Consider the following 21,841-nt stretch of genomic DNA (forward strand, 5'->3'; position numbering starts at 1 on the left):
GATATCTGCTGGTCATAAGTCAGGGCATCAGCGACTGTATGAGCGTTAGCCTAGATATCTCTAGTCATGTTCGTACTATAACCGACGTTAGGTGCTAAGTGATAAGCTTGCGATGCAGTCTTTCAAAGCGGTTGTTCGCGGCCGGTATTTGGTCCAATTCAAGCTGAGCTCGCATGTGCCAAAGCAGCGTTCAAAAGCGGTCTCTTAAAGCATTACTAGCGGCTTCTTCCTACTTTGAAACTTTGACTTCGATGAGTTCTGGCTACATTCCAGAAAGCCCAGCGTTGGTATTCAATAGAAACTGGCGGAAAATTGGGCTGCTAGCCGCCCCAATGCCACGAGCGTTTTCCCCAACCGCTGCGGCCTCCACGACCGGAGGAATCAAACCGCGTTTGTCTTGGTTGATTAAGTAACGGCGAACCCTTGACACCAGTTCTTCCCGAATTTCAGGCGGGAACGCGCCATCGATAAAAATGGCCTCGAAGTCGATGACAGCACAGATTGAAAGAGCGGCCTTAGCTAATTCTTGCGCCGTGGTGCCAATCCATGGTTCTACATAGCGAGAAATGCTGCTCCAATTCTGCGGCTTCTTCCATAGAATCCCCGGGTCGACACCCGCTTCTATCAATCGGTCCTCAAGCAAAAACAGCGACGCCGTGTCGATCAGTTGCTGGCTCTCACCCAAAGGACCGGTCGTGCGCATGGCGCCCAGTGCACCGGCATTGCCTTGGTTGCCTTCGAACACGGTGCCGTTCAATGCAACACCGCCGCCGATCATTGAGCCAATAAAAAAGTAGAAGTAGTCACGGTATTCTGCCCCACGCCCATAGAGATGCTCTGCGTGACATGCGGCTGTTGCGTCGTTGACCACAAAAACCGGCAAATCGCTGAACTTGGCGACCTCGGAAAAGAAATTCACGTTTCTCCAAGACCGAAATTTTTTTGCAGCAAGCCCAGACAGATCGTGCCATTTCCAAAGTTCAAATGGGGTCCCGATACCGATCCCACAAACACGATCACGAAGCCTCTGGGGCTCGTGGGACAGAAGCGTTTCCAAACCAGACTCCAAAAAACCGAAAATGACCTCTGGTAGCGGATAGTCATAAGTCGTGGAAAGTTGGAGACGCGGTGTGCCAGTAAAGTCGATCAAGAGCAGATCGGCGCTACGCCTCCCGATCTTCATCCCAACCGACAAGATGCCTTCCGGATTTAATTCCATAGGGATTGAGGGCTTTCCAACCTTCCCGCGCAGTGGGGTTCCACGCTTGAGAATTGTGTCTTTTTCAAGCTTGCGCAAAATGATTGATACGGTCTGAGGAGATAGGCCTGTTAATCGCGCAACGTCGGCGCCTGCGGCGGGCCCATGCCGTTGTAAAACTGTCAAAATCAGACGTTCGTTGTGATCGCGAACCCCGCTTTGACTTACCCCACCGGTCAGTGTGTTGAGCGCCTCTCTTTCCATAGCCTGAACATAAACACCTTATTTTCTTATGAAAAGGTGCTTAGGTAAATTAATAAATAAACTTTATTTATTTATTGACAGAAAGGCTAGAATCACAGTTTCTTGAATTAGACCTTCATTGGAGGATGAGGGCGAGTCTCGTTGGCCTGCCATGCGGGGCATCAACAATTTTCTGGGAGGACTACATGAAAAATCTATTCAAGATAGCCGCATCTGCTACCGCGCTTACGGTGGCTGCCGCATCTGCCCACGCGGCCGGAGAAACCGTTTGTCTGATCACGAAGACAGATACCAATCCATTCTTTGTAAAGATGAAGGAAGGCGCAACGGCCAAGGCTGAAGAGCTTGGCATGACCTTGAAGGCCTTTGCCGGTAAAATCGACGGCGACCATGAAACTCAAGTTCAGGCCATTGAAACTTGTATTCTCGACGGCGCAAAGGGAATTCTCCTGACGGCTTCGGACACAAGTTCGATTGTCCCCGCTGTTCAGCAGGCGCGTGATGCTGGCTTGCTGGTTATCGCTCTGGACACGCCACTAAGCCCGATTGACTCCGCTGACGCAACCTTTGCGACAGACAACTACAAAGCTGGCCTATTGATCGGGCAATGGGCGAAGGCAAAGATGGGCGACGCAGCGGCTGACGCAAAAATTGCGACGCTTGATCTTAACGTCAGTCAGCCAACCGTGGACGTTCTTCGCAATCAGGGCTTCCTAGACGGCTTCGGTGTGGACCTGGCAGACCCCAATGTCATCGGCGATGAATCTGATGCACGATTGGTCGGCAGTGACGTGACCGACGGCAACGAAGAAGGTGGGCGCCGCGCCATGGAGAACCTTTTGGCCAAGGACTCGACGATCAACGTTGTTCACACGATCAATGAACCAGCAGCGGCAGGTGCTTATGAGGCTCTGAAATCCATTGGGCGTGAAAACGATGTGCTGATCGTTTCGGTCGATGGTGGCTGCCCCGGTGTACAAAATGTGCAGGCCGGAGTTATTGGAGCTACAAGTCAGCAGTATCCGCTTTTGATGGCTTCGCTTGGGGTCGAGGCTGTTAAAAAGTGGGCTGAGGAAGGCGTAAAGCCAGAAAACACACCCGGAAAAGACTTTTACGATACCGGAGTCGCTCTCATCACGGACCAACCTGTTGATGGCGTGGAATCGATTTCGGTCGCCGAAGGCTTGGAGCTCTGCTGGGGCTAAATCAGACCTAATGTATGAGGCGCATGAGAGCGCCTCATCACTCCTTTCACCAGCAAACCGAAACTTCCTGTACACTCATCTCGTGGGCATTACATCGCCCGCGAAAAGGGGGAGATATGTCCGAAGCAAACCAGAGCGCCAAGGAATTTGAATCCGCTGCCAGCAGGACAGAAACTGTTGCAGCTTTTGAGGACCATCGGCGTGGCGTTTTGGGGAGGTTGCAGCATCTTCTCCACGTCAACCCATCTTTCGTGCCGCTTATCGTTCTGGTCGGTGCGATTTTGATTTTCGGACTGCTATTGGGATCGAAGTTCTTCTCGCCTTTTGCCATGACCTTGATCCTCCAGCAGGTTCAGATCGTCGGAATCGTGGCCGCAGCTCAAAGCCTGGTTATTCTGACCGCCGGCATCGATCTGAGCGTCGGCGCAATTATGGTATTTTCTTCTGTTATCATGGGGCAGTTCTCTTTCCGATACGGCATTCCAGTGCCAATCGCTGTAATGTGCGGGCTTGCGGTTGGAACCTTGATCGGAGCACTGAACGGCTGGCTTGTCAGCCGCGTTAAACTTCCCCCCTTCATTGTCACACTAGGGATGTGGCAGATCGTACTGGCGACTAACTTTCTGTATTCCGCGAACGAGACTATTCGCAGTCAGGATATCGAAGCCAACGCTCCCTTCCTTCAATTCTTTGGAACCAAGTTCAGCATTGGTGGAGCGACCTTTACTGTCGGCGTCATTTTCATGCTCGCCCTGATTTTTGTGTTGGCCTATGCACTTAAACACACGGCTTGGGGAAGGCACGTCTATGCCGTGGGTGACGATCCTGAGGCGGCCGAACTATCAGGTGTCAACGTCCATCGAACACTCATGTCCGTCTATATGTTGTCTGGCTTGATTTGTGCCTTCGCGGGCTGGGCTCTGATTGGGCGCATCGGATCAGTCTCGCCGACGTCCGGCCAATTGGCCAACATTGAAAGCATCACTGCTGTTGTGATCGGAGGTATCTCTTTGTTCGGTGGACGGGGGTCCATTCTGGGGTCACTATTCGGCGCACTGATCGTCGGCGTGTTTACTCTTGGGCTAAGGCTGCTCGGCGCAGACGCGCAGTGGACCTTCCTGTTGATCGGTCTTCTCATCATCGCAGCGGTCGCAGTCGACCAGTGGATCAGAAAGGTATCGGGCTAATGTCAGACACAACTCCAGTCGTCCAAGGGCGCGGGATCGTGAAGCGCTATGGCCACGTCACCGCCATCGACCATTCCGACTTTGAACTGCGGAAAGGAGAAATCCTTGCAGTTATTGGGGACAACGGTGCGGGTAAATCTTCCATCGTCAAGGCGATTTGCGGGGCCACCATCCCGGATGAGGGCGAGATTCTGATCGAAGGGAAGAAGGTAAACTTTACCTCTCCAATCGACGCCCGCAATATGGGTATCGAAATTGTCTATCAACAGCTTGCCATGTCTCCTGCCCTTTCGATTGCGGACAACATGTTCATGGGGCGCGAGATCCGCAAAAAGGGGTTCATGGGCAAATACATGCGTCAGCTCGACCGGCCAGCTATGGAGAAGTTCGCCCGTGAAAAACTGACCGAGCTTGGCCTTATGACAGTGCAGTCGATCAATCAGGCAATTGAGACGCTGTCTGGCGGCCAGCGTCAAGGCGTTGCCGTTGCGCGCGCAGCCGCCTTTGCGACCAAGTTCATCATTATGGATGAACCGACGGCTGCTTTGGGCGTGAAGGAAAGCCGCAAGGTGCTTGAGCTGATCCAGGACGTACGGGCGCGTGGTATTCCGATCATTCTGATCAGCCACAACATGCCGCATGTCTTCGAAGTCGCTGACCGAATTCATGTGCACCGGCTCGGTAAAAGGCTCTGCACGATTGATCCCAAGGACTACACGATGTCCGACGCCGTGGCCTTTATGACCGGCGCCAAAGAACCACCAAAAGAAGACGCCGCGTGATCGAGCAGGATGCAAAGCGCGTGTGCGACCTGATCTCCTCCCGGAAGCAGGTTGGGGTTCGGACGATTGTCGCAATCTCCGGCCCCCCTGCATCCGGAAAGTCGACCCTGGCAGAATCCGTTGTGCAATCGCTGAACGCAAAACAGAACTCGGCGGTTCCTTTAGCCACGTTAGTGCCTATGGATGGCTACCATTTAGACAATCGTGTACTTGAAGCGCGAGGATTTCTGGCGAGAAAAGGCGCGCCAGAAACCTTCGATGCAATTGGGTTTTGCAATGCAATTAAAAAGTTACAATCCGCACAGCATGAATCATTTCACCCCAGATTTGACCGTCAAATGGATCTCGCCATTGCCAACGCGATTGCGGTTCACCCCGACACTCGGACTGTTGTTGTTGAAGGGAACTACCTTCTGATGGATAGCGACCCGTGGAGAACATTGGCGGATGTCTATGCCGCAACGGTTTTTGTCAGCCCAACTTTGGAAGAACTCGTAAAGCGGTTGCATCACCGCTGGATCAAGCATGGATTTGATCCGAAAACCGCGTTGCAACGCGCGAAAACGAACGATCTGCCCAACGCTGAACGTGTCATCCGTGATAGTCGGAAAGCCGATCTTACACTGAACCAGAATTACACCGAATTCGGGATGCGCTATGCATTCTGATTTTGCGCATTGGATTCACCCATCCGTTAAAGCAGCACCTCTAGGCGGGTTTTACTGCGTCCCATCAATGTAGATCCGAATCGAGCCGAATTTCTGCTTGATCTGGCCGACCAATGGATAGCTTTCCTCACGCCGGTCGCAGTGCTTCTTGATCGCTTCAAAGCACTCGGTGACAATCCGAACCCAGCCCAGATTGTCTTTTCCGAGGTGCTTCTCAACGGAGCCGCGGATGTCATCATAACCGAAGGTGTTAGTCATCTGCCGGATCCCCGGTTCTAGGGGGGTCGGATTCTTGCACTGAAGCGATTTCCTCTAGCGCGGCGATGAGACGATGCAGGCCTTTTTTCTGCCTCTGCCGCCACCGTCAATTTGAGAGCAGAGAAGTGTTCGTCCGGTAAACCATTCCCTGCTTTATGCTTCCCAAGCTGGAGAGGTGATGACACCTCAAGGTCGCTTTGGGTTGATTGATGATCCTGAAACCTTCGACATCGCGCCTTTCAAACCCAAATCGATCTCATTGCATTGGGAGTTCATGTACACTCGGTCGCTTTTTGCGACTGGAGATATGAACCGTCAAAGCGAAATCCTGAATCAGGTCGCTGGGTTGATAGAAGACGGAAAGATCAGATCCTCAGCGACCGATACACTTGGTAGGATCAATGCTACAAACTTAAAGAAAACGCATGCTATCCTTGAAAGCGGCAGGGCCAAAGGAAAGCTCGTGCTTGAGGGTTTTTAGATGAGAATTGAACGGCTGGATCATGTGAACATCGTGACGACTAGGTTGCCTGACATGGTTGCTTGGTATGAAGAGGTCCTGGGTTTGAAACTCGGGACCCGCCCTGATTTTCCGTTCCCCGGAGCTTGGTTGTATGCGGGTGATCACGCAGTGGTTCATCTTGTGGGTCACGAGGGAACGCCAAATGTCGGCTCCGAAGTGAAGCTCAAGCTCGAGCATTTTGCGCTCTCAGCCACAGGCTTGAGCGCATTCGAAGAAAAACTGAGCTCGAATCAGATCAAGTACCGCAAAACTGACGTCCCGGGCGCCCGAATGGTCCAAATCCATGTGGCCGATCCTGATGGAAATCACATTCACATAGACTTTGAAGAAATCGAGTAAGGGACAAACACTCGAAATAGTCGGAACGCAAAACTAAACTCGTAGATTCTTGCCGATTAGTGATCGAGATCATTACTGGGTTGCTTCCAAGAATTACCCGGACCAACATTTTTGGGCGGTACAAGCGTCGAATTGGAGATCAGCATGCTGGACCTCGAAACCAACAAGAAGAATGTCATTGCTTTCTACGAAATGATGTTCAATGAGTGTCGGCCTGCGGAAGCCATAGATATCTTTGTTGGTGATACCTATACGCAGCACAACCCGCATGTTGGCGACGGCAAGCAAGCGTTTATCGAATATTTCGAGCGCATGGCCGCCGAATATCCGGGAAAGCGTGTGGATATCAAACGTGCGTTTGCTGAAGACGACCACGTTGTTCTGCATTGCCACCAAATCTGGCCTGATGGTCTCGAGTACGCAGGTATCGATATTTTTCGCCTGGATGCTGAAGGTAAGGTTGTCGAACACTGGGACGTTCTTCAGGAGGTTCCGGCAAACAGCGAGAATGACAATGGCATGTTTTGACTTAACCGTTCTGACAGCGGTGCATGGAGCTTTGAAAGCTCCTGTCGGCTAAACCACGATAGTCAGAGGGCATAAGTCTGATCCAAGAAACCCGCCGAAGCGTATCTATCAAGAACCCTTTAGCAAGGAGATAAATATGCTCCCGAAGAGTATTCTCGCGGCGACCCTTGGATTATTTGCAGCTACTTCGCTTCAAGCCGGTGTACTAATTCGCTTTATAGAAGGAGCACCCAAGGACCGTTTTGTTCTGACAAACGTTGGAGCTTGCGAAGTAGAAGCCTCGATCCTCAAAATTGACTTGTCGAAATCTGCGGGACGTCTGATTTTCGACGTTACTGAAAAGGGTGCGGGCGTCGAGGTCTTCCAGCCTCTCGAATTCGTTGAGGGTGCGGATGCTCTGCGGCAAATTCCAGCGGTCGTGGACGGGCAAGATACAATAGAACTTGAAATCGCCTCCCTCGCAGCCGGGGACACACTCGCCTTTACCATCGATGTCGATGATACTATCGGGCAACGCGAAATCACTGTTACAGGCTCGGAGATCGAAGGCGCCACGGTGTCCTATACCGTTGCGGAAGAGACCAGTACTGCGACCTCCTCTTCGGACGCGCTTGTAAACGTGACGACCAGGGACTGCTGAAAGCCATCCTACAATGTCGAATTGGTTGATCCGCATAGCATTCCTCGCGCTTATGTTGGGGGGCGGCATTCTGATCGGAACACTGACCGCACCTGGCGAATGGTATGCGCAGCTCTCTAAACCGGCTTTCAATCCACCAAATTGGATTTTTGGGCCGGTTTGGACGGTGCTTTATGTGTTGATCGCCATGGCGGGTTGGCGTCAGTTTGAAGCAGATCGAAGCTCGACCGCCATGAAGCTGTGGTGGGCGCAGATGAGTTTGAACTTTTTGTGGTCGCCAGCCTTTTTCGTAATGCAACTGCCGTGGTTTGCCCTTGTGATCATTGTCGCGTTGTTGGCTGTGATCGTCATGTTCATTGCTCGGGTCAGGAATTCAGATCGGGTTTCCGCACTGGCTTTCCTGCCGTACTTTGCATGGGTCGCATTTGCCACGGCGCTGAACCTCTCTATTGCGATACTGAACTGACAAGGAACAATATGCGTGCAAACTTCATCGGGCTTGTTTCAGGTTTTGTTATCATCGGATGCACAATGGCTCAGGCTGATGAAAAACTGACTGAAGACTTTTCCAAGTCTCCGGAGACGCGTTGGGACTACGTTGCCGACACCGTCATGGGAGGAGTTTCCTCAGGACAGATGCAGTTTCGTTCGGAAGGTGATGTTGCATTCGCGCGGCTGACCGGAACCGTGAGTACAGAAAACAACGGGGGCTTCATCCAGTTCCGACGCAAGTTGTCTGAGCGACTAGATGAGGCTGTATCAGGCGTCAAGCTATTGGTACGGGGGAACGGCGAGCAATACTTCGTTCACCTCAGAACACGTGGCACGGTGCTTCCGTGGCAATACTACCAGGCCGCGTTCGCAACTTCTGAAGACTGGACCGAAGTCTATTTGCCTCTGTCAGGCTTCAAGGCTTCAGGTGCCATGTTGCGCGCTATTCCCGATGCGGATGCAATAACCTCATTTGGGGTTGTAGCCTTCGGGCACGATCATGAGGCCAGCGTAGATGTCAGCGAGATTGGTTTCTACTGAAGGTCGCCCGGGTGCAACGCTCCAATCTTCGTTGAACCAGCCAGATCAGGCGACTCAAAAAAGCATGCGACAATGCAAATCCAATAGCCTTTGCTCATCCTTTGCAACCGACTAACTTGGGTACATGGAAGAAGTCACCCGACTAACCGAATGGATGATTACAGAAGGTCGTAGCTCCGGCGATCCTGTAAAAGTGGTGTCACACTTTTGTTCCTCCTTGGTCGAAGCCGGAGTTCCGCTGTGGCGAGTAAACATTGGCCAACGCTTTGCCAATCCATTGCTTATTGCTTGGGGCGTGGTTTGGACGCCCAACGGCACCGACAGCTACGATGTCACCCATGAGACGACGTTGACGGATGGTTATGTTGGGAGCTCATTTGAGTATATTCTGGCGAATAGAAAGCCGCTTCACAAAAGTCTTCAGCAACTGGACTCAGAAACAGAGCATTCATCCTATTTGGAGTTTGCAGAGCAAGGCGGCACCGACTACTACGCTACTTTGCTTTATTATGGTGATGGATCGCTGCATGGTTGCACGTTCATTACACAGGCGCCGGATGGATTCTCGACGGAACATCTAAGGCTGATTGAAGCGGTCTTACCGGCCCTTTCTTGCGCCTTGGAACCTGTGACAATGCGAAAATCGTCTAAAGGTCTACTTCGAACTTATTTAGGAGATGGGCCTTCCGAGGCAGTCTGGAGCGGAAACATCAAGCGCGGTGAGCGAACAACTCTGGATGCCGTGGTTATGTTCTCTGATCTGCGAGGTTTTACGGCATTTTCCGAAACCTCTACGGAAGAAGAAGTCTTCGACACGCTCAGCGACTATTTTGATCTGGTGGTCAACGCCGTGGAAGACAACGGTGGAGACGTCCTCAAGTTTATGGGTGATGGCATCCTGTCGATCTTCACTATCGAAGCTCAAAAAAACCATGCCGACCGTTGCAGAATGGCGGCTCTTGCAGCGCAGAGTGTGCTGAGTGGTTTGAACGCTCTCAACACTAGACGAGACGAGTTCCAAAAACCGCCCTTGGACATTGGAATTGGGATCAACGTTGGGCAGGTCAGCTACGGTAACATCGGCAGCCCCGGCAGGCTTGATTTTACGGTTTTGGGTGGTGCGGTGAACGTCGCAAGCCGAATTGAAAACTTAACAAAATCAATTGGTCAGAGAGTGTTGGCGACGTTAGCCGTTGCAAGTGCTTCACCGAACATGTTCGTTAGCTGTGGGGATCACGAAATACGTGGCCTTGCTCAGCCCATTGAGCTGTTCTTTCTCACTGAAGGGACGCAATAATCAGGTATTTTTTTAAACAACATACCTTTCCGGGAGCATTCTGAGTGTTTGCAAGAACCATTGCCTTACTGATCTGCGCTGGGGCTTCTCCGTCCACGGCATTGGAGCTTCGCGAAACTGGGCGCTACGAGCTCAACCAACCGGCAAGCCTTGACTACGATCCAACGTTTTGTGGCTTGTGGATTGCCAACGAGGGGCCCGAGGCCATTCTCGTTACATTGCAAGGTGATGAGTTGCGCCGCATATCCAGCGATCTCTTCCGTATCAAGGCAATTGCTATCGAAGGAGATCACTTGTTGGTAGGCGACGGTCTTGGCAGCCTCCAACGTGTCACGAAGGAAGGAGTCACTTTAGGAGCACCCTTTGAACTTGAAGGTGGATTTGCGGATACCGAAGGGATCGCGATCAATGCAAAGGGGCAGATCGTGACCGTAGAAGATGATCCGGAACGGTTGTCCTGGTTCACTTCAGAAGGCGTCCTTACGGCAAGGTTGGATACCATGAAGCTCTCTCCCCCCTTAAGCGAGGCACAGGGCATCGCAATTGACCCACGAACCGGTCACATGTTGATCGTTGATGACTGGGAAGGGTCAAACAGCCTGTATGAGTTCACGGCAGATGGCCAACTGCTCGCCCAGCAAAGCCTGTTGGAATTCGGAACTGACCCGGAAGGCATCGCCATTAGGCCGGGATCTAACCAACTGTTCGTGGCGTTCGACGGTGGCGCGAAGATTGTGACATTTGACTACACACCCACCTTGCCTGAAGGATCGCCGCCTCTGCCGCCGGGCGCGGATTGTATGATCTTTTGAGAATTTGGCTGCTTGCTTGGGGCGATGCAGGTTACGGCTAGTCGCGCTCGTTGTCTAGCGTTTCACGTATGAGCGTCAAATTGGGTAAAGACCTATGGAACGGTTCGGGCCCGAGTTCGGACAAAACTGGAGCCAGGGCTTCAGACATCCGTTCCATAGAAGCTTTCAAAAACTCCGCGCCTTGCGGCGTGGACCGGGCAATTTTCGAACGCTTGTCATCGGGGTTGGTTTCAAGGGTAATCAGGGCATGATTTTCTAGGCTCGCGAGCATGTGCGTCATCGACGTCTTGGGCACTTGAAAAGCGTTCGACAGCTGTAGTGGCGTTTCCCCCTCGGGGCGCCGGACCAGGTGGCCCAATATGCCAAACTGGGTAGCGGTCATTCTGCCAGGTAAGAACGCTTCAAGCTTGGTCGAGATCAGCTGGTTGATGATCCCGACCTCGGTGAAGAACCGGTAGACTTCGTTGGTCTCATCTTCAGGCTTCATTCAGAATTCGTGTCTCCAGAGGCCAACGGGGCGTGGCAATTGGTTCAGGCCCATACCCCAAACGCAACAACATTTGCACCGTGTGGCCTGGTGACGCAAGAAGCTCATGCGCAAGATCGTATTCATCGGCCATCTCGGGATATTCCTGAAGGGCCTGACTGACCGGATGCACGCCCAGACCCATTTCGGTTGTCTTCAGGTAGAAACGCATCAATTGACGTCCGGCTTCGAGTTGATCGCTTCGCGTGTTTGTAGCTGTCGTGAGGACTGCGTATTGCGCCGTCGCGTCTAGCATAGCGAAGTAGCCTCGCATGTGAGACTGAGTGCCTGGGTGGTCAACATTCATAAGGGTCTCATTGTCCAATAGGCCAGTAAGTCGCAGCGTTTCCAGCATGGGATCGCGTAACTCAATCCCGTCCGGGTTGGCGTTGATTTCTGCTTTCCCGATCCGCATGAGGTCGACGGATTCTTTCAGGGTCTGCGGTGTTCGCATTTCGATTTCAAATGCGCGTTTCGTGAGGTCTCGAACACGGGCCACTAGATCCTCATCGGAAATTAAAGTGGCATAGTTTTCAAGGACCGACACTTCCGTCTCGGACAGCCGCTGTTCAGTGTACGGTTCTTTGTTGGAATGCCGTTTGAGGATTTGATCTGATAGTGGATCGGGTGCTCCGCCAGAAACAAACACTGCTTCTGCGATTGGTCCGTCATCCCCATCAGGCAGTAACTTGACCTCGGTATCAAATCCCTGTGCACCTGCCGCCAGGACCATCGTCTCAACAAATGCGCCGAGGCCAATATAGAGCTGGCGGTGGTAAGGATCGGTTTCCGGAAGCTCGCGATCTGTATCACGGTGGATGCGCACCTTGTCTTGCCCAACCAACTCGACCAGCCAAGGTTGCAAGTTGTGCGGGTTAGGGGCGAGAATCGCGTAGGACAAAGCGGCTTTGCGGGGGTCGTCATATGGTTGTGGCGTCCACGGAGCCAGCGCGTCATGCGGTGTGCGTGTCGCTAGGAACCCAACCGCGCCCGTTGCAACCAGTATTGTGCCTCCGCCTAGAATCTTGAGAAAACGTCTTCGATTTGGCATCTTGAGTCTCCAGTAGTACGATATCGAACTAATATAATCCGAAATCGTACTATTTCAACTCCATTGATGCAGTGGTTGGTTGAGTGACCTGAAAAAAGTAAATCAGAACAGCCGGCCTCTACGATAGACTGCCGTGTTAGACAGGTGTTCGGAGAGTCTTTTGTGCCTAAAAAAGCAGCTATTCTAGTTGATTAACGACCGGATGCGAGAAAATCAGAGGCTGTTAAGCCGATGCTTTTCGAGTATCCCGCAAAGCATAGCCTGTGCTTGCAGCCTGTGTTCTCGATGGCGTTCACGGGCGGCATCTGGACGACCTTCACTAATCGCTTGAAAAACAACCCGGTGATCTTCGTTGGATTTAACGGGCAGGGGCCTGATGAACAACGTCGTTGCACGCGCGCGGCGGACTTGGTCGCTCATCATGGCAACAATCGCTTCGACTCGTTGGTTGCCGCCCAACCGAACGAGCTCTTGATGAAACAACTCGTCTGCCTCTGCCCACGCTTCAAGGTCTTCGGCTTCGATGGCTTGGTCCATCTTCGCAATTGATCCAGCGAGTACCGCCAGTTCATCTTCTGAATAACCCGCTTCGGCAGCGCGCTGTGCCGCGAGACTCTCAAGTTCCGTAAGGATGTCGTAGATTTCACGCATATCATCTGATGAAACAGGCAGTATCCGAACGCCCTTTCGGGGTCGCATTTCCAGCAACCCCTTACTTTCCAACATCAGCGCAGCTTCCCGTATCGGGGTGCGGGACATGCCAAGGGTCTCGGCGAGTTCCGACTCCAGATGGTCAGTTCCGGCCGCAAGTTCGCCAGACAGGATCATCCGCCGCAAATCCCTAACAGCGCGTTGTGTATTGGAAAGAGTTTTTGCGTCCTGATCCTTCACGGTGTCTCCAGGTTGATTTTTCGTCCTTCCGCTGCTGAGAGGTAGATATTCTCTTCAATGCGGATCACATCCAAATAGTCTCGGGCCGTGTTTTCCAAAGGCGTGCCCAGTAGAAGGCCCGAAATGACGTGACTTTGCAAGGCGTGAACGCAGTCTCCTCCAAATCCATCATGATCGCTTGGAGGTAGAATCTGCTGTCTCTCCTGTTTTCCAAACGCTCGGAGGTCAACGGAACCGTCGCCGTAAAGAACTAGTGATCCTTCCGTTCCTTCGATGAGAGCTTCGCCCATGGTCTGACGCGGGTTTTTGGCGCTATGGTCAAGGCATCTGTTGCCATCGAACAGAGCTTTCAAACCTTTGGGGTGGTCAAACAGGATGTAACCTGCATCCTCGCCCGAGATAACGGGATTAACTTGGCGCAAGTCCGCATAAACTGCGCTGGGCGCATCGAACAAAAATCGGAATGTGTCTACCCAGTGAACCGCTGTCTCATGAACTAGGAAACGTGGCATTTTTTGAAAGTACGGCTGCCGGTCCAGGTAGGCTCGCGGTCCCTGTCCGTCGCCGGGCCGAAGCCGGAAAGTCGCTTGTAGAGGTGTTCCAATTCGACCCTCGGTCATCGCCACCTTGATTGCACGATACCAAGGCTGAAAGCGAAAATTCTCATGTACGACAATGGTTCCACCTACCGCTTCAGCCTCTGAAACGATCTTCTCCGCTTCATCCAGAGACATGCAGAAAGGTTTTTGGCAGATCAGCCATTTTATGCCCGAATGCAGCGCAGTTCGAATGGCGTCGGCCTGCGCCACAGGTGGAAGAATGATGTCCACGAGATCTGGTTTTTCCGCCTCCAGCATTTTTGACAGATCATCGTAAGCGGCCAGTCCTGTTTTCTTCGCCTTGTTGATATCACGGTTGCAGGATGCAATCAGATCCGCTCTGGGCATTCGGGACCAACTTTCGTAGTGGAACCTACTGAAATACCCCGCACCCACACACGCGACCCTGATGGCTTGTTGAGTATTCATGCCCGCAATGCTTCCAATACCGATGAGGCTGCGTCCTGCGTTCCGGCGGTGCCACCTAGGTCACGCGTCAGGTTCTGTCCGTTCGCAGTCACCTTTTCCACGGCTTCACGCAACCGTTCGCCGTCGTTGGACAGGCCTGGGTGATCATGGGTCAACCCCAACCATTCAAGCATCATTGCTGCGGACAGGATCATCGCAAAGGGGTTGGCAATACCCTGTCCTGCAATGTCTGGAGCGGAACCATGGCAGGGTTGGAACACAGCGTGATTCAATCCGATATCCGCTGACGGAGCCAGTCCAAGACCGCCCATGAGACCTGCACCAAGGTCGGAGAGGATGTCTCCGAACATGTTCTCGGTCACCATGACATCGAACTCCCAAGGTTTTTGGACCATCCACAGTGCGGTGGCATCAACATAAGCATGGTCTGCCTGCAAATCGGGATGGTGGGCGGCTTCTGCATCAAACATCGATCTGAAGAATGCAAAGGCGCGGAATACATTGGCTTTGTCGACACATGTAACTCGACCCTGACCGCGCCCGGTTCTTTTGCGGTTCTGGGCGAGTTCAAACGCGAAACGGAACAGCTTTTCGGACACCTCACGAGTGATCAACAGAGTTTCACGTGCTTCGTCTTCGGTAACTTCGCCAGCGCCTTGGGTGAAGAACAGTCCTTCTGTGCTTTCGCGTATCAAGACAAAGTCGATCTCTTTTCCGGGAGGCAGCGCCAAGGGGGTCATTTGTCCACTGCTTACCTTTACTGGTCGTACACCAGCGAAAAGTCCCAGTTGCTTTCGCAGATCGATTTGCGGTGAAATCTCGGTTCCGTCAGGGTATCGAACATCTGGTAAGCCCATTGCAGACAGCAGAATCGCGTCAGCGTTGCTTGCAGTTTCGAGTGATCCAGCCGGAAACGATTCTCCAGTTTTGGCGTAGTGGCCTGCACCTGCCGGCGCGTCTGTAAACGCCAGTTCGTAGGTGCGGTTGCCGAGCGAGAGGTGGTGCAGAATTTCAAGCGTAGGGCCCATAATTTCAGGGCCGATCCCATCCCCGTGGAACACTGCGACATCGTAAGTCTTTTTCATTTTGGCCCGCTTCCTTCCCGTTTCGCATTAATAGCGCGATAGCAGCTTCCACTACAGTCCGTTGACAGCGCATTCTTTAATGTATACGCAAATAAATGCAATAATAAACGCAAAGTTGTTTGGGAGGACTTGGAAATGAAACGAAAACTAGGGCGGTTGGTGGCCGCGGCGGTGTTGGCGACCGGTATTACAGGGACGGCGTCTGCGCAGGATTACCCCTATCGTGATATCACCACAGCTGTGGTCTGGGGGGCCGGTGGCGGGACGGACACAATCAACCGTATGATCATGGCCGAGATGGAAAAACACCTTCCGGTCTCGATCAATGTGATCAATCAAACAGGTGGGGTCGCGGGCTCCAACGGCATGGTCTACGTCATGAACCAACCGGACGATGGCTACACATTGGTTGGTCTGTCAGAGTCTAACGTCACCGCTGCCGTGCAGGGTGGTTGGGATAAGAAATTTGATTTTTGGTATCCGTTCATCGTTGGCGGATCACCTGATCTGATCTCGGTTCCGGCAGACAGCCCTTACAATACTCTGGAAGAACTGGTCGACGCTGCGAAAGCTGCTCCTGGGACTATTCCGGCTGCGGCTTCCGGCGCAGGTTCGATCCACCACTTGAACCTTCTGGCCATCGAAAAAGGATCCGGTGCAGAATTCAAGTTTGTTCCATACAAAGGCTCAGCGCCAGGGCAGGAAGCAGCGATAGCAGGTGAAGTTGCGTTGGTTGTGACTTCTCTAGCTGAACAGGCCGCGTTGATCGAAGGCGGTCAACTTAAACCGCTTGCGATGTTGACGCCCGAAGATGCGCAGATTGCAGGGGCAACAGTGCCTTCTGCCTTTGGCATTTATGACGGTCTCGATCAGTATTTGCCGCTCAAGCAGGCCATCGGGTTTGCAGTCCACAGTTCAGCCGGGGACGACGTAAAGGCCGCGCTTGGTAATGCCTTCGAGCAAGCGATTGCCTCCGACACCGTCGCTGAATGGGCCACTGCAAACAATTATGATGTCGGTGGTCAACACGGCGAAGAAGCTCAAGAGCTGTTTGCGAACCTCGAAGCTACCTTTGCATATACCTTGCAAGATCTGGGCGCAGCGACCGTAGATCCGGCATCGCTGGGTATCGAGAAGCCATAATCCTATCACTTTTTCAAGGGCGCGCCTGATCACGCCCTTTCTGACAAGAGGCAGGCAATGGACAAACCTGACGATACACTGATCATGCGGGCGCGCGATTTCTGGGCATCGATTGGTCTGATAGCAATTTCCACTTTTTTCCTTTGGAAGACGTCGGACATCCCGCTTTGGGGTGAAAACCGCGCAGGTGTAAATGGGTCTGATTGGTACAACTCGGCAGCAATTGTACCGCTGTTCATCTTCGGTGGATTGCTTGTCTTGTCCTTCGTGTTGCTGGCGATTTCGATCCGTTCAGGAGGAGCCCAACACGCGCTCAGTGCTTTAGGGGTCGGATGGGATAAGTCGGAAGCCTATCGAGCTTCAACCATAGGCCTGATTCTTCTTGCCTATGTCGTCGGGCTGGTTCCCAGAGTGGACTTCATTCTGTGCTCTGGGTTGCTGATCACGGCTTTGACTTACGGTTACTACGGGGGTCATGCGCGGCGTGCTTTGGTGGCTTGTATAGCAGTTGTCGTCGCCGGTTTGTTTGCGTTCGCCGTGTTTCCTGCTCAGGCGGATTGGAATGCACACGCTGATGATTGGTTCACACTGGCCTTGTGGGTGGCGTTAACACTAGTGGTATTGACCAAAGCGGCTTCAGAGCGCGTTTTGCGGTTCGTTCCATTGGTGGCAATACTTGCCCCGCTCATCCTCGTTTGTGCGATGGCCTTTGTTTTCCGGCAGAACGTGCCCGCGCGCGGCGGGCTGATCTTCAAGCAAATCGAATACCACTACTACGTGACGCTTCGTCCGCTATGGAAAGACTGACCGGATGGACTTTATCCTTTCGCAACTGGCTGGGTTTGGGACCGCATTCGTGGGCCTGGCAGTAGACCCGCTGACCTATCTGTATCTGATCGCTTCCGTGTTCCTGGGCATCACGTTCGGCGCACTGCCCGGCCTTACGGCAACCCTGGCTGTGACGATCCTGACGGGTTTCTTCGGCAACAAAATCCCGCTCGACTATTCGCTCATCGCTTTGCTCGGGGCCTATGTCGGCGCGATTTACGGCGGCTCTTACCCGTCTATTTTGCTGAACATTCCGGGCACGGCAGCCAGCGCGGCGACGGCCATGGATGGCTACCCACTGGCCAAAACGGGTCGAGGGGGCGAAGCACTAGGGCTGACCACGACGGCCAGCTTCATTGGCACAGTTATCGGGACCATCACGCTTTTGATTTTCGTGTGGGCTCTGCTCTTGGTTTCAAAGAACATCGCAAGCCCGGAGAAAGCATTGCTGGCCCTGTTCGGCATTCTGCTTTCTGGCACTTTAATGAGCGAAGACCTGGTGATTAAGGGATGGATCGCCGGTTTGATCGGGCTTGCGATGTCCATGGTGGGGCTCGACCCTCTGTTGTCTGAGCCGCGCTATACTTTCGGCTGGTCCTATCTGATGAGCGGGTTTCAGGTCGTCCCAGTTTTGATGGGGGCCTTTGCCATTCCCCAAATCATTGACGGTTTGAGGCACGTTGAGGCCGGGAAAGTTCTGGCCCTGAAAGGTCGCATCCTTCCGAACCTACGCTCCATCCTACGCTATCTACCGACCATTGGCCGGTCTGGGGTGATCGGGACCGGGGTAGGAGCGCTTCCTGGCGTGGGTGAAGATGTCGCCGGTTGGGTCAGCTACGGTGTCGGCAAGACCGTATCTGCCGAGGGCGACAAGTTTGGAAAAGGGTCATTGGAAGGTCTGCTGTGCTCTGAAACAGCAAATAACGCCTGCATTGGGGGGGCGCTGATCCCGCTTTTGGTTTTGGGCATTCCCGGTTCACCACCCGCCGCGGCTTTGATGGGGGCTTTCAAGATCAACAACGTGATCCCAGGTCCGACGATAGACCCCGAGATCATTCTGCGCGTGGTTGCAATTTTAGTGCTGGCCTCCCTGACAATGTTCTTAATGGGCCTGTTCACTGCTCGGGTCTTTATCAAAATACTCGCCATCCCGCAGACCATCTTCTTGCCCGTCGTTATGGTTCTGACAACCATCGGGTCTTTCAGCGTCGGCGGCGGCATCAATGATCTTTACCTGATGCTTGGCGTCGGCACTGTTGCCTATTTCATGAGCCTCATGAAGTACCCAATCGCGCCGTTGGTGATAGGCGTTATTCTGGGCAGCCTGTTTGACGAAACCTTCCGTCGGTCGCTGTTCCTGTCGGATGGGGATCCTTCGGTCTTCTTTTCTCGGCCTGGTGCGGCCATTCTGCTGGTGCTCAACATTGGTCTGATCCTCAGCCAACTGCCCGTCGCGAAACGCGCGTTCTCACGCCTAAAAGGAATTTCAGTCTGATGTTTGCGGTTACTGTCACCTTCACTCTCAAGCCCGGTAACAGAGATATCTTCTTGCCGCTTATGGTCGAAAACGCTTCAACTTCTTTGCGTGAAGAAATCGGATGCCGGCAGTTTGACGTATGTCTCGGCGACGATCCTGAGACAGTTTTTCTCTATGAGGTTTATGATGACAGCGTGGCGTTCTCTGCCCACCTAGAAAGCGCGCATTTTCAGTCCTTTGATACGGCAGTGGCTGATATGATCGCCACCAAGGTGGTTCAGCATTATTCCGAGGTTATCCGATGAACGATTGGGAAATTCACGCCGTGAAATACGCGGATCGCAACGCCCGGACGCGAGCTGATAGTTTCATCATCGATGATAATCACGATGCTCCCCATGCGATGGACTATTTCGTTTGGGTGCTCAAACGCGGCAACAAAGTCATTCTGGTCGATACTGGCTACGACTCCGATGAGGCCGCCGCTCGTGGTCGTCCCATCGCGATGGACCCTCGCGAAGCTCTGCGGCCACTAGGCATCGCGCCGGAAGCGGTGACTGAGGTCATCGTGACCCACCTTCATTATGACCACGCAGGGGGGCTGCATATGTTCCCTAACGCGAAGTTGCACATGCAGTCGGCGGAAATGGCCTTCGCTACAGGTCCCTGCATGTGCCACGATCACCTGCGTGCTCCTTTCACGGCTGACCATGTCTGCGAGGTCGTAAAGCGTCTCTATTCGGGCAAAGTCGTGTTCTACGACGGAGAAGCCGAGATTGCAGATGGGGTCACGGTGCACTGCATCGGTGGGCATTCGCGCGGGTTGCAATGCGTTCGCGTAAGAACGGCAGCCGGGTGGATGGTACTCGCCTCTGATGCCTCGCATTATTATGAGAATTTCATGGCGCGCAAAGCTTTTCCTATCGTCGTCGATTTGCAAGACATGATGGACGGCTTCAAGACACTCGAGAGGTTGGCCTCGCGTCCTAGGCTTATCGTGCCCGGTCATGATCCACTTGTGCGTGAGGTATTTCCCGTAGGCGCGGCACCGCATATCCATAGGCTGGATCCAGGGCCGACGCGGGACATTGAACTATGAAAATCGGTGTCATAGCGGACGACTTCACTGGTGCGAGCGACATTGCGAACACCTTGGCGAAGGGCGTTGAGCCAGAAGGTGGGTTACGAACGGCTCAGTTCCCGGGTATTCCGATGACCCCGGCCAGCGAAGAGATCGAAGCGGGTGTGATCTCGCTCAAGAGCCGCACGGCACCGGTCGAGGAAGCGGTTGCAGACAGTCTGAGTGCCTTGAGGTGGCTCGTGGACCAAGGATGCCAGCAGTTCATCTTCAAATATTGCTCGACATTCGATTCCACGATGGAAGGAAATATCGCCCCCGTTGCGGAAGCGCTGGCCAACGAACTGGGCGCGCAAAAAGTGATTTTCTGCCCGGCCTTTCCTACAACGGGACGCACGGTCTATCACGGTCATCTTTTTGTGCTCGGCAGGCTGTTGAACGAGTCCGGGATGGAAAATCACCCCCTTACTCCGATGACGGATGCCAACATTAGGCGTTGGTTGCAGCATCAGACCGAAGAAGCGGTTGGGTCGGTGCCAGTTGACACCGTGAAGCAGGGACCAGAGGCGATTTCTGATGCATTGCGGAACGCAGACGGGCGCTTTGTGATCGGTGATGCGATTTCGGATGAAGATTTGTTGGCCTGGGGCGAAGCTCTAAAGGATGCCAAGCTCATTACTGGGGGATCGGGTATAGCGCTGGGTCTACCAAGAAACTTCCTGAGAGAGGCTTCATCCAAAAGTGTTGGCATTGCGTTCACTGGTATCGCAGGGCCCGCCGCGATCCTTGCAGGGTCTTGTTCAGGTGCGACACGCGGGCAGATCGATGTTCATGCGGAATCCAATCCGACGTTCGTCATTGATGTTCCAGGTGTCATGTCCGGGGATGTAACCACGCAAACGCTTCTGGATTTCTTTGAAACGCATCCGGGTCAGGCGCCGCTCGCGTATTCATCAGGAAGCCCGGATGATGTGCGCGCGATCCAAAACAAATTCGGTCAGGACGCTGTGGCGGAAAAGCTGGACAATCTCTTTGCGGATACAGCACGAGAACTTGTTCAGAAGAGCTACAAGCGATTGGTGGTGGCGGGAGGAGAGACGTCGGGAGCTGTCGCCAAGGCTGTCTCTGAGGCACTGGGGTCTCCGGCCATGTCAATTGGTCCAGAGATCGACCCGGGCGTACCTGTCCTGAGCGTCGGAAAAACTGAACCCATTGCGCTGGCTCTAAAATCTGGAAACTTTGGCGCTCCGGACTTTTTCGCGAAGGCTCTCAGAATGATGGAGGCCGGCAAATGAGTTCTGAAGAAAAGGCATTACGACAGCAAATGTCGGAGCTGTGTGCCTCACTGTTTGCACGTGGCTTTTCCGTTGGCACTGCGGGCAATGTCTCCGCGCGTTTACATGACGGGATCCTCATGACGCCAACAAATTCCACCTTGGGCGATATCGACCCCGAGCGCATCGCCAAGATTGATTTGGATGGCAACCACGTCTCGGGAGACAAGCCGACCAAGGAAGTCTTTCTGCATCAAGCTTTCTATGAGACAAGACCAGAAGCGGGCGCCGTGGTTCATCTGCATTCGACCTGGGCCACCGCACTGTCGTGTCTGGAAGACACCGATCCAGACGACTGTATTCCACCGCTTACGCCATACGTGGTGATGCGCGTCGGCACGGTCAAACTGGTTCCATACGTCAAGCCGGGTGATCCGAAATCAGGTGATCTGATCCGTAAACTGGGCGGCAAATTTAGTGCTGTTCTGTTGGCCAATCACGGACCAGTCGTATCGGGAAAGGACCTCTTCTCGGCGGTCTGTGCAGCAGAAGAGTTAGAAGAAACAGCCAAGCTGCTCGTGGCATTGCGGGACATGCCAACCCGGATGTTGGATGCAGCACAAGTCGCAGAACTCAAAAAGACTTTCGAAAGGATGTAATTCGACACCGAAATGGGGGCGTGCAAACTTTTGGGCAAATCGTGCAAAATTGTGCGCAAATACGGCGC

Annotated in this window: 26 protein-coding genes; 19 read left to right on the forward strand and 7 right to left on the reverse strand. The window is 53.3% G+C overall.

Features of this window, described 5'->3' with window-relative positions; genetic code table 11:
* Positions 1-262: 262 nt before the first annotated feature.
* Positions 263-1,462 (reverse strand): ROK family transcriptional regulator, encoded by a 1,200-nt coding sequence (locus GOX73_RS13740; RefSeq protein WP_171123477.1) that lies wholly within the window; start codon positions 1,460-1,462, stop codon positions 263-265.
* A gap of 185 nt (positions 1,463-1,647) precedes the next feature.
* Between GOX73_RS13740 and GOX73_RS13745 the strand changes: the two genes are divergently transcribed.
* The 4 genes from GOX73_RS13745 (at position 1,648) to GOX73_RS13760 (ending at position 5,304) form a co-directional block, all read left to right on the forward strand.
* Positions 1,648-2,667: a sugar ABC transporter substrate-binding protein gene (locus tag GOX73_RS13745; protein ID WP_170353723.1), complete on the forward strand. Its 1,020-nt coding sequence runs from the start codon at positions 1,648-1,650 to the stop codon at positions 2,665-2,667.
* 116 nt (positions 2,668-2,783) lie between these two features.
* Positions 2,784-3,854 (forward strand): ABC transporter permease, encoded by a 1,071-nt coding sequence (locus tag GOX73_RS13750; RefSeq protein ID WP_170353974.1) that lies wholly within the window; start codon positions 2,784-2,786, stop codon positions 3,852-3,854.
* Positions 3,854-4,636, forward strand: a complete 783-nt coding sequence (locus GOX73_RS13755; protein ID WP_174825670.1) for an ATP-binding cassette domain-containing protein — start codon at positions 3,854-3,856, stop codon at positions 4,634-4,636. The genes GOX73_RS13750 and GOX73_RS13755 overlap by 1 nt, the downstream gene beginning before the upstream one ends.
* The gene (locus tag GOX73_RS13760) at positions 4,633-5,304 is read left to right on the forward strand and encodes a uridine kinase (protein WP_171123475.1); all 672 of its coding nucleotides are present in this window, start codon (positions 4,633-4,635) and stop codon (positions 5,302-5,304) included. The genes GOX73_RS13755 and GOX73_RS13760 overlap by 4 nt, the downstream gene beginning before the upstream one ends.
* 51 nt (positions 5,305-5,355) lie before the next feature.
* Here the strand turns inward: GOX73_RS13760 and GOX73_RS13765 are convergent, their stop codons facing one another.
* On the reverse strand, positions 5,356-5,562 hold the full coding sequence (locus GOX73_RS13765; protein WP_171123473.1) for a hypothetical protein: 207 nt from the start codon (positions 5,560-5,562) through the stop codon (positions 5,356-5,358).
* A gap of 148 nt (positions 5,563-5,710) precedes the next feature.
* Here GOX73_RS13765 and GOX73_RS13770 point away from each other — a divergent pair, with 148 nt between their 5' ends.
* From GOX73_RS13770 to GOX73_RS13805, 8 genes are all read left to right on the forward strand, one after another.
* Positions 5,711-6,043, forward strand: a complete 333-nt coding sequence (locus GOX73_RS13770) for a zinc-binding dehydrogenase (RefSeq protein ID WP_256367670.1) — start codon at positions 5,711-5,713, stop codon at positions 6,041-6,043.
* The gene (locus GOX73_RS13775; RefSeq protein WP_171124963.1) at positions 6,044-6,424 is read left to right on the forward strand and encodes a VOC family protein; all 381 of its coding nucleotides are present in this window, start codon (positions 6,044-6,046) and stop codon (positions 6,422-6,424) included.
* 144 nt (positions 6,425-6,568) lie between these two features.
* Positions 6,569-6,952, forward strand: a complete 384-nt coding sequence (locus GOX73_RS13780; RefSeq protein ID WP_171123467.1) for a nuclear transport factor 2 family protein — start codon at positions 6,569-6,571, stop codon at positions 6,950-6,952.
* A gap of 136 nt (positions 6,953-7,088) precedes the next feature.
* The gene (locus tag GOX73_RS13785) at positions 7,089-7,592 is read left to right on the forward strand and encodes an aggregation factor core (RefSeq protein WP_171123465.1); all 504 of its coding nucleotides are present in this window, start codon (positions 7,089-7,091) and stop codon (positions 7,590-7,592) included.
* Between the two features lie 13 nt (positions 7,593-7,605).
* A complete protein-coding gene (locus GOX73_RS13790) occupies positions 7,606-8,058 on the forward strand; it encodes a TspO/MBR family protein (RefSeq protein WP_171123463.1) in 453 nt (150 codons plus the stop codon).
* Between the two features lie 11 nt (positions 8,059-8,069).
* Positions 8,070-8,624 (forward strand): CIA30 family protein, encoded by a 555-nt coding sequence (locus GOX73_RS13795; RefSeq protein WP_171123461.1) that lies wholly within the window; start codon positions 8,070-8,072, stop codon positions 8,622-8,624.
* 124 nt (positions 8,625-8,748) lie between these two features.
* Positions 8,749-9,921 (forward strand): adenylate/guanylate cyclase domain-containing protein, encoded by a 1,173-nt coding sequence (locus tag GOX73_RS13800; protein WP_171123459.1) that lies wholly within the window; start codon positions 8,749-8,751, stop codon positions 9,919-9,921.
* Positions 9,922-9,965: 44 nt separating this feature from the next.
* Positions 9,966-10,733, forward strand: coding sequence for a hypothetical protein (locus tag GOX73_RS13805; protein ID WP_371808205.1), 768 nt, complete (start codon positions 9,966-9,968; stop codon positions 10,731-10,733).
* Positions 10,734-10,770: 37 nt separating this feature from the next.
* Here the strand turns inward: GOX73_RS13805 and GOX73_RS13810 are convergent, their stop codons facing one another.
* The 5 genes from GOX73_RS13810 to GOX73_RS13830 form a co-directional block, all read right to left on the reverse strand.
* Positions 10,771-11,220: a MarR family winged helix-turn-helix transcriptional regulator gene (locus tag GOX73_RS13810; protein WP_171123457.1), complete on the reverse strand. Its 450-nt coding sequence runs from the start codon at positions 11,218-11,220 to the stop codon at positions 10,771-10,773.
* Positions 11,210-12,310 (reverse strand): nitroreductase family protein, encoded by a 1,101-nt coding sequence (locus tag GOX73_RS13815; RefSeq protein WP_171123455.1) that lies wholly within the window; start codon positions 12,308-12,310, stop codon positions 11,210-11,212. The genes GOX73_RS13810 and GOX73_RS13815 overlap by 11 nt, the downstream gene beginning before the upstream one ends.
* A gap of 213 nt (positions 12,311-12,523) precedes the next feature.
* Positions 12,524-13,201: a GntR family transcriptional regulator gene (locus tag GOX73_RS21055; RefSeq protein WP_171123453.1), complete on the reverse strand. Its 678-nt coding sequence runs from the start codon at positions 13,199-13,201 to the stop codon at positions 12,524-12,526.
* Positions 13,198-14,229, reverse strand: coding sequence for a Gfo/Idh/MocA family protein (locus GOX73_RS13825; protein WP_171123451.1), 1,032 nt, complete (start codon positions 14,227-14,229; stop codon positions 13,198-13,200). The genes GOX73_RS21055 and GOX73_RS13825 overlap by 4 nt, the downstream gene beginning before the upstream one ends.
* Positions 14,226-15,314: an isocitrate/isopropylmalate dehydrogenase family protein gene (locus tag GOX73_RS13830; RefSeq protein WP_171123449.1), complete on the reverse strand. Its 1,089-nt coding sequence runs from the start codon at positions 15,312-15,314 to the stop codon at positions 14,226-14,228. The genes GOX73_RS13825 and GOX73_RS13830 overlap by 4 nt, the downstream gene beginning before the upstream one ends.
* A 135-nt stretch (positions 15,315-15,449) precedes the next feature.
* Between GOX73_RS13830 and GOX73_RS13835 the strand changes: the two genes are divergently transcribed.
* The 7 genes from GOX73_RS13835 to otnC are packed head-to-tail and all read left to right on the forward strand — an operon-like array spanning position 15,450 to position 21,773.
* Positions 15,450-16,457 carry a tripartite tricarboxylate transporter substrate binding protein gene (locus GOX73_RS13835; protein ID WP_170353706.1) on the forward strand — a complete coding sequence of 336 codons (1,008 nt, stop codon included), beginning with the start codon at positions 15,450-15,452 and terminating at the stop codon, positions 16,455-16,457.
* A 57-nt stretch (positions 16,458-16,514) separates the two neighbouring features.
* On the forward strand, positions 16,515-17,264 hold the full coding sequence (locus GOX73_RS13840) for a hypothetical protein (protein WP_171123447.1): 750 nt from the start codon (positions 16,515-16,517) through the stop codon (positions 17,262-17,264).
* Between the two features lie 4 nt (positions 17,265-17,268).
* The gene (locus GOX73_RS13845; RefSeq protein WP_171123445.1) at positions 17,269-18,780 is read left to right on the forward strand and encodes a tripartite tricarboxylate transporter permease; all 1,512 of its coding nucleotides are present in this window, start codon (positions 17,269-17,271) and stop codon (positions 18,778-18,780) included.
* Positions 18,780-19,067, forward strand: a complete 288-nt coding sequence (locus GOX73_RS13850; RefSeq protein ID WP_171123443.1) for a putative quinol monooxygenase — start codon at positions 18,780-18,782, stop codon at positions 19,065-19,067. Before GOX73_RS13845 ends, GOX73_RS13850 begins: the two co-directional genes overlap by 1 nt.
* Positions 19,064-19,861 (forward strand): N-acyl homoserine lactonase family protein, encoded by a 798-nt coding sequence (locus GOX73_RS13855; protein WP_171123441.1) that lies wholly within the window; start codon positions 19,064-19,066, stop codon positions 19,859-19,861. Before GOX73_RS13850 ends, GOX73_RS13855 begins: the two co-directional genes overlap by 4 nt.
* On the forward strand, positions 19,858-21,135 hold the full coding sequence (gene otnK, locus GOX73_RS13860) for a 3-oxo-tetronate kinase (protein ID WP_171123439.1): 1,278 nt from the start codon (positions 19,858-19,860) through the stop codon (positions 21,133-21,135). Before GOX73_RS13855 ends, otnK begins: the two co-directional genes overlap by 4 nt.
* The gene (gene otnC / locus GOX73_RS13865; RefSeq protein ID WP_171123437.1) at positions 21,132-21,773 is read left to right on the forward strand and encodes a 3-oxo-tetronate 4-phosphate decarboxylase; all 642 of its coding nucleotides are present in this window, start codon (positions 21,132-21,134) and stop codon (positions 21,771-21,773) included. Before otnK ends, otnC begins: the two co-directional genes overlap by 4 nt.
* Positions 21,774-21,841: the final 68 nt, after the last annotated feature.

Origin of the sequence: Ruegeria sp. HKCCD7221 (assembly GCF_013031225.1) — a bacterium.
In the GTDB taxonomy this organism is placed as follows: Bacteria; Pseudomonadota; Alphaproteobacteria; order Rhodobacterales; family Rhodobacteraceae; genus Ruegeria.

What these genes read in the sequence shown, in the direction of transcription:
- GOX73_RS13855 (WP_171123441.1), top strand. Translation starts at nt 19,064, where the DNA reads ATGAACGATTGGGAAATTCACGCCGTGAAATACGCGGATCGCAACGCC.
- GOX73_RS13835 (WP_170353706.1), top strand. Translation starts at nt 15,450, where the DNA reads ATGAAACGAAAACTAGGGCGGTTGGTGGCCGCGGCGGTGTTGGCGACC.
- GOX73_RS13780 (WP_171123467.1), top strand. Translation starts at nt 6,569, where the DNA reads ATGCTGGACCTCGAAACCAACAAGAAGAATGTCATTGCTTTCTACGAA.
- GOX73_RS13785 (WP_171123465.1), top strand. Translation starts at nt 7,089, where the DNA reads ATGCTCCCGAAGAGTATTCTCGCGGCGACCCTTGGATTATTTGCAGCT.
- GOX73_RS13795 (WP_171123461.1), top strand. Translation starts at nt 8,070, where the DNA reads ATGCGTGCAAACTTCATCGGGCTTGTTTCAGGTTTTGTTATCATCGGA.
- GOX73_RS13850 (WP_171123443.1), top strand. Translation starts at nt 18,780, where the DNA reads ATGTTTGCGGTTACTGTCACCTTCACTCTCAAGCCCGGTAACAGAGAT.
- GOX73_RS13815 (WP_171123455.1), bottom strand. Translation starts at nt 12,310, where the DNA reads ATGCCAAATCGAAGACGTTTTCTCAAGATTCTAGGCGGAGGCACAATA.
- GOX73_RS13750 (WP_170353974.1), top strand. Translation starts at nt 2,784, where the DNA reads ATGTCCGAAGCAAACCAGAGCGCCAAGGAATTTGAATCCGCTGCCAGC.
- GOX73_RS13765 (WP_171123473.1), bottom strand. Translation starts at nt 5,562, where the DNA reads ATGACTAACACCTTCGGTTATGATGACATCCGCGGCTCCGTTGAGAAG.
- GOX73_RS13810 (WP_171123457.1), bottom strand. Translation starts at nt 11,220, where the DNA reads ATGAAGCCTGAAGATGAGACCAACGAAGTCTACCGGTTCTTCACCGAG.
- GOX73_RS13775 (WP_171124963.1), top strand. Translation starts at nt 6,044, where the DNA reads ATGAGAATTGAACGGCTGGATCATGTGAACATCGTGACGACTAGGTTG.
- GOX73_RS13840 (WP_171123447.1), top strand. Translation starts at nt 16,515, where the DNA reads ATGGACAAACCTGACGATACACTGATCATGCGGGCGCGCGATTTCTGG.
- GOX73_RS13825 (WP_171123451.1), bottom strand. Translation starts at nt 14,229, where the DNA reads ATGAATACTCAACAAGCCATCAGGGTCGCGTGTGTGGGTGCGGGGTAT.
- GOX73_RS13740 (WP_171123477.1), bottom strand. Translation starts at nt 1,462, where the DNA reads ATGGAAAGAGAGGCGCTCAACACACTGACCGGTGGGGTAAGTCAAAGC.
- otnK (WP_171123439.1), top strand. Translation starts at nt 19,858, where the DNA reads ATGAAAATCGGTGTCATAGCGGACGACTTCACTGGTGCGAGCGACATT.
- GOX73_RS13790 (WP_171123463.1), top strand. Translation starts at nt 7,606, where the DNA reads ATGTCGAATTGGTTGATCCGCATAGCATTCCTCGCGCTTATGTTGGGG.
- GOX73_RS13745 (WP_170353723.1), top strand. Translation starts at nt 1,648, where the DNA reads ATGAAAAATCTATTCAAGATAGCCGCATCTGCTACCGCGCTTACGGTG.
- GOX73_RS13755 (WP_174825670.1), top strand. Translation starts at nt 3,854, where the DNA reads ATGTCAGACACAACTCCAGTCGTCCAAGGGCGCGGGATCGTGAAGCGC.
- GOX73_RS13845 (WP_171123445.1), top strand. Translation starts at nt 17,269, where the DNA reads ATGGACTTTATCCTTTCGCAACTGGCTGGGTTTGGGACCGCATTCGTG.
- otnC (WP_171123437.1), top strand. Translation starts at nt 21,132, where the DNA reads ATGAGTTCTGAAGAAAAGGCATTACGACAGCAAATGTCGGAGCTGTGT.
- GOX73_RS13800 (WP_171123459.1), top strand. Translation starts at nt 8,749, where the DNA reads ATGGAAGAAGTCACCCGACTAACCGAATGGATGATTACAGAAGGTCGT.
- GOX73_RS13830 (WP_171123449.1), bottom strand. Translation starts at nt 15,314, where the DNA reads ATGAAAAAGACTTACGATGTCGCAGTGTTCCACGGGGATGGGATCGGC.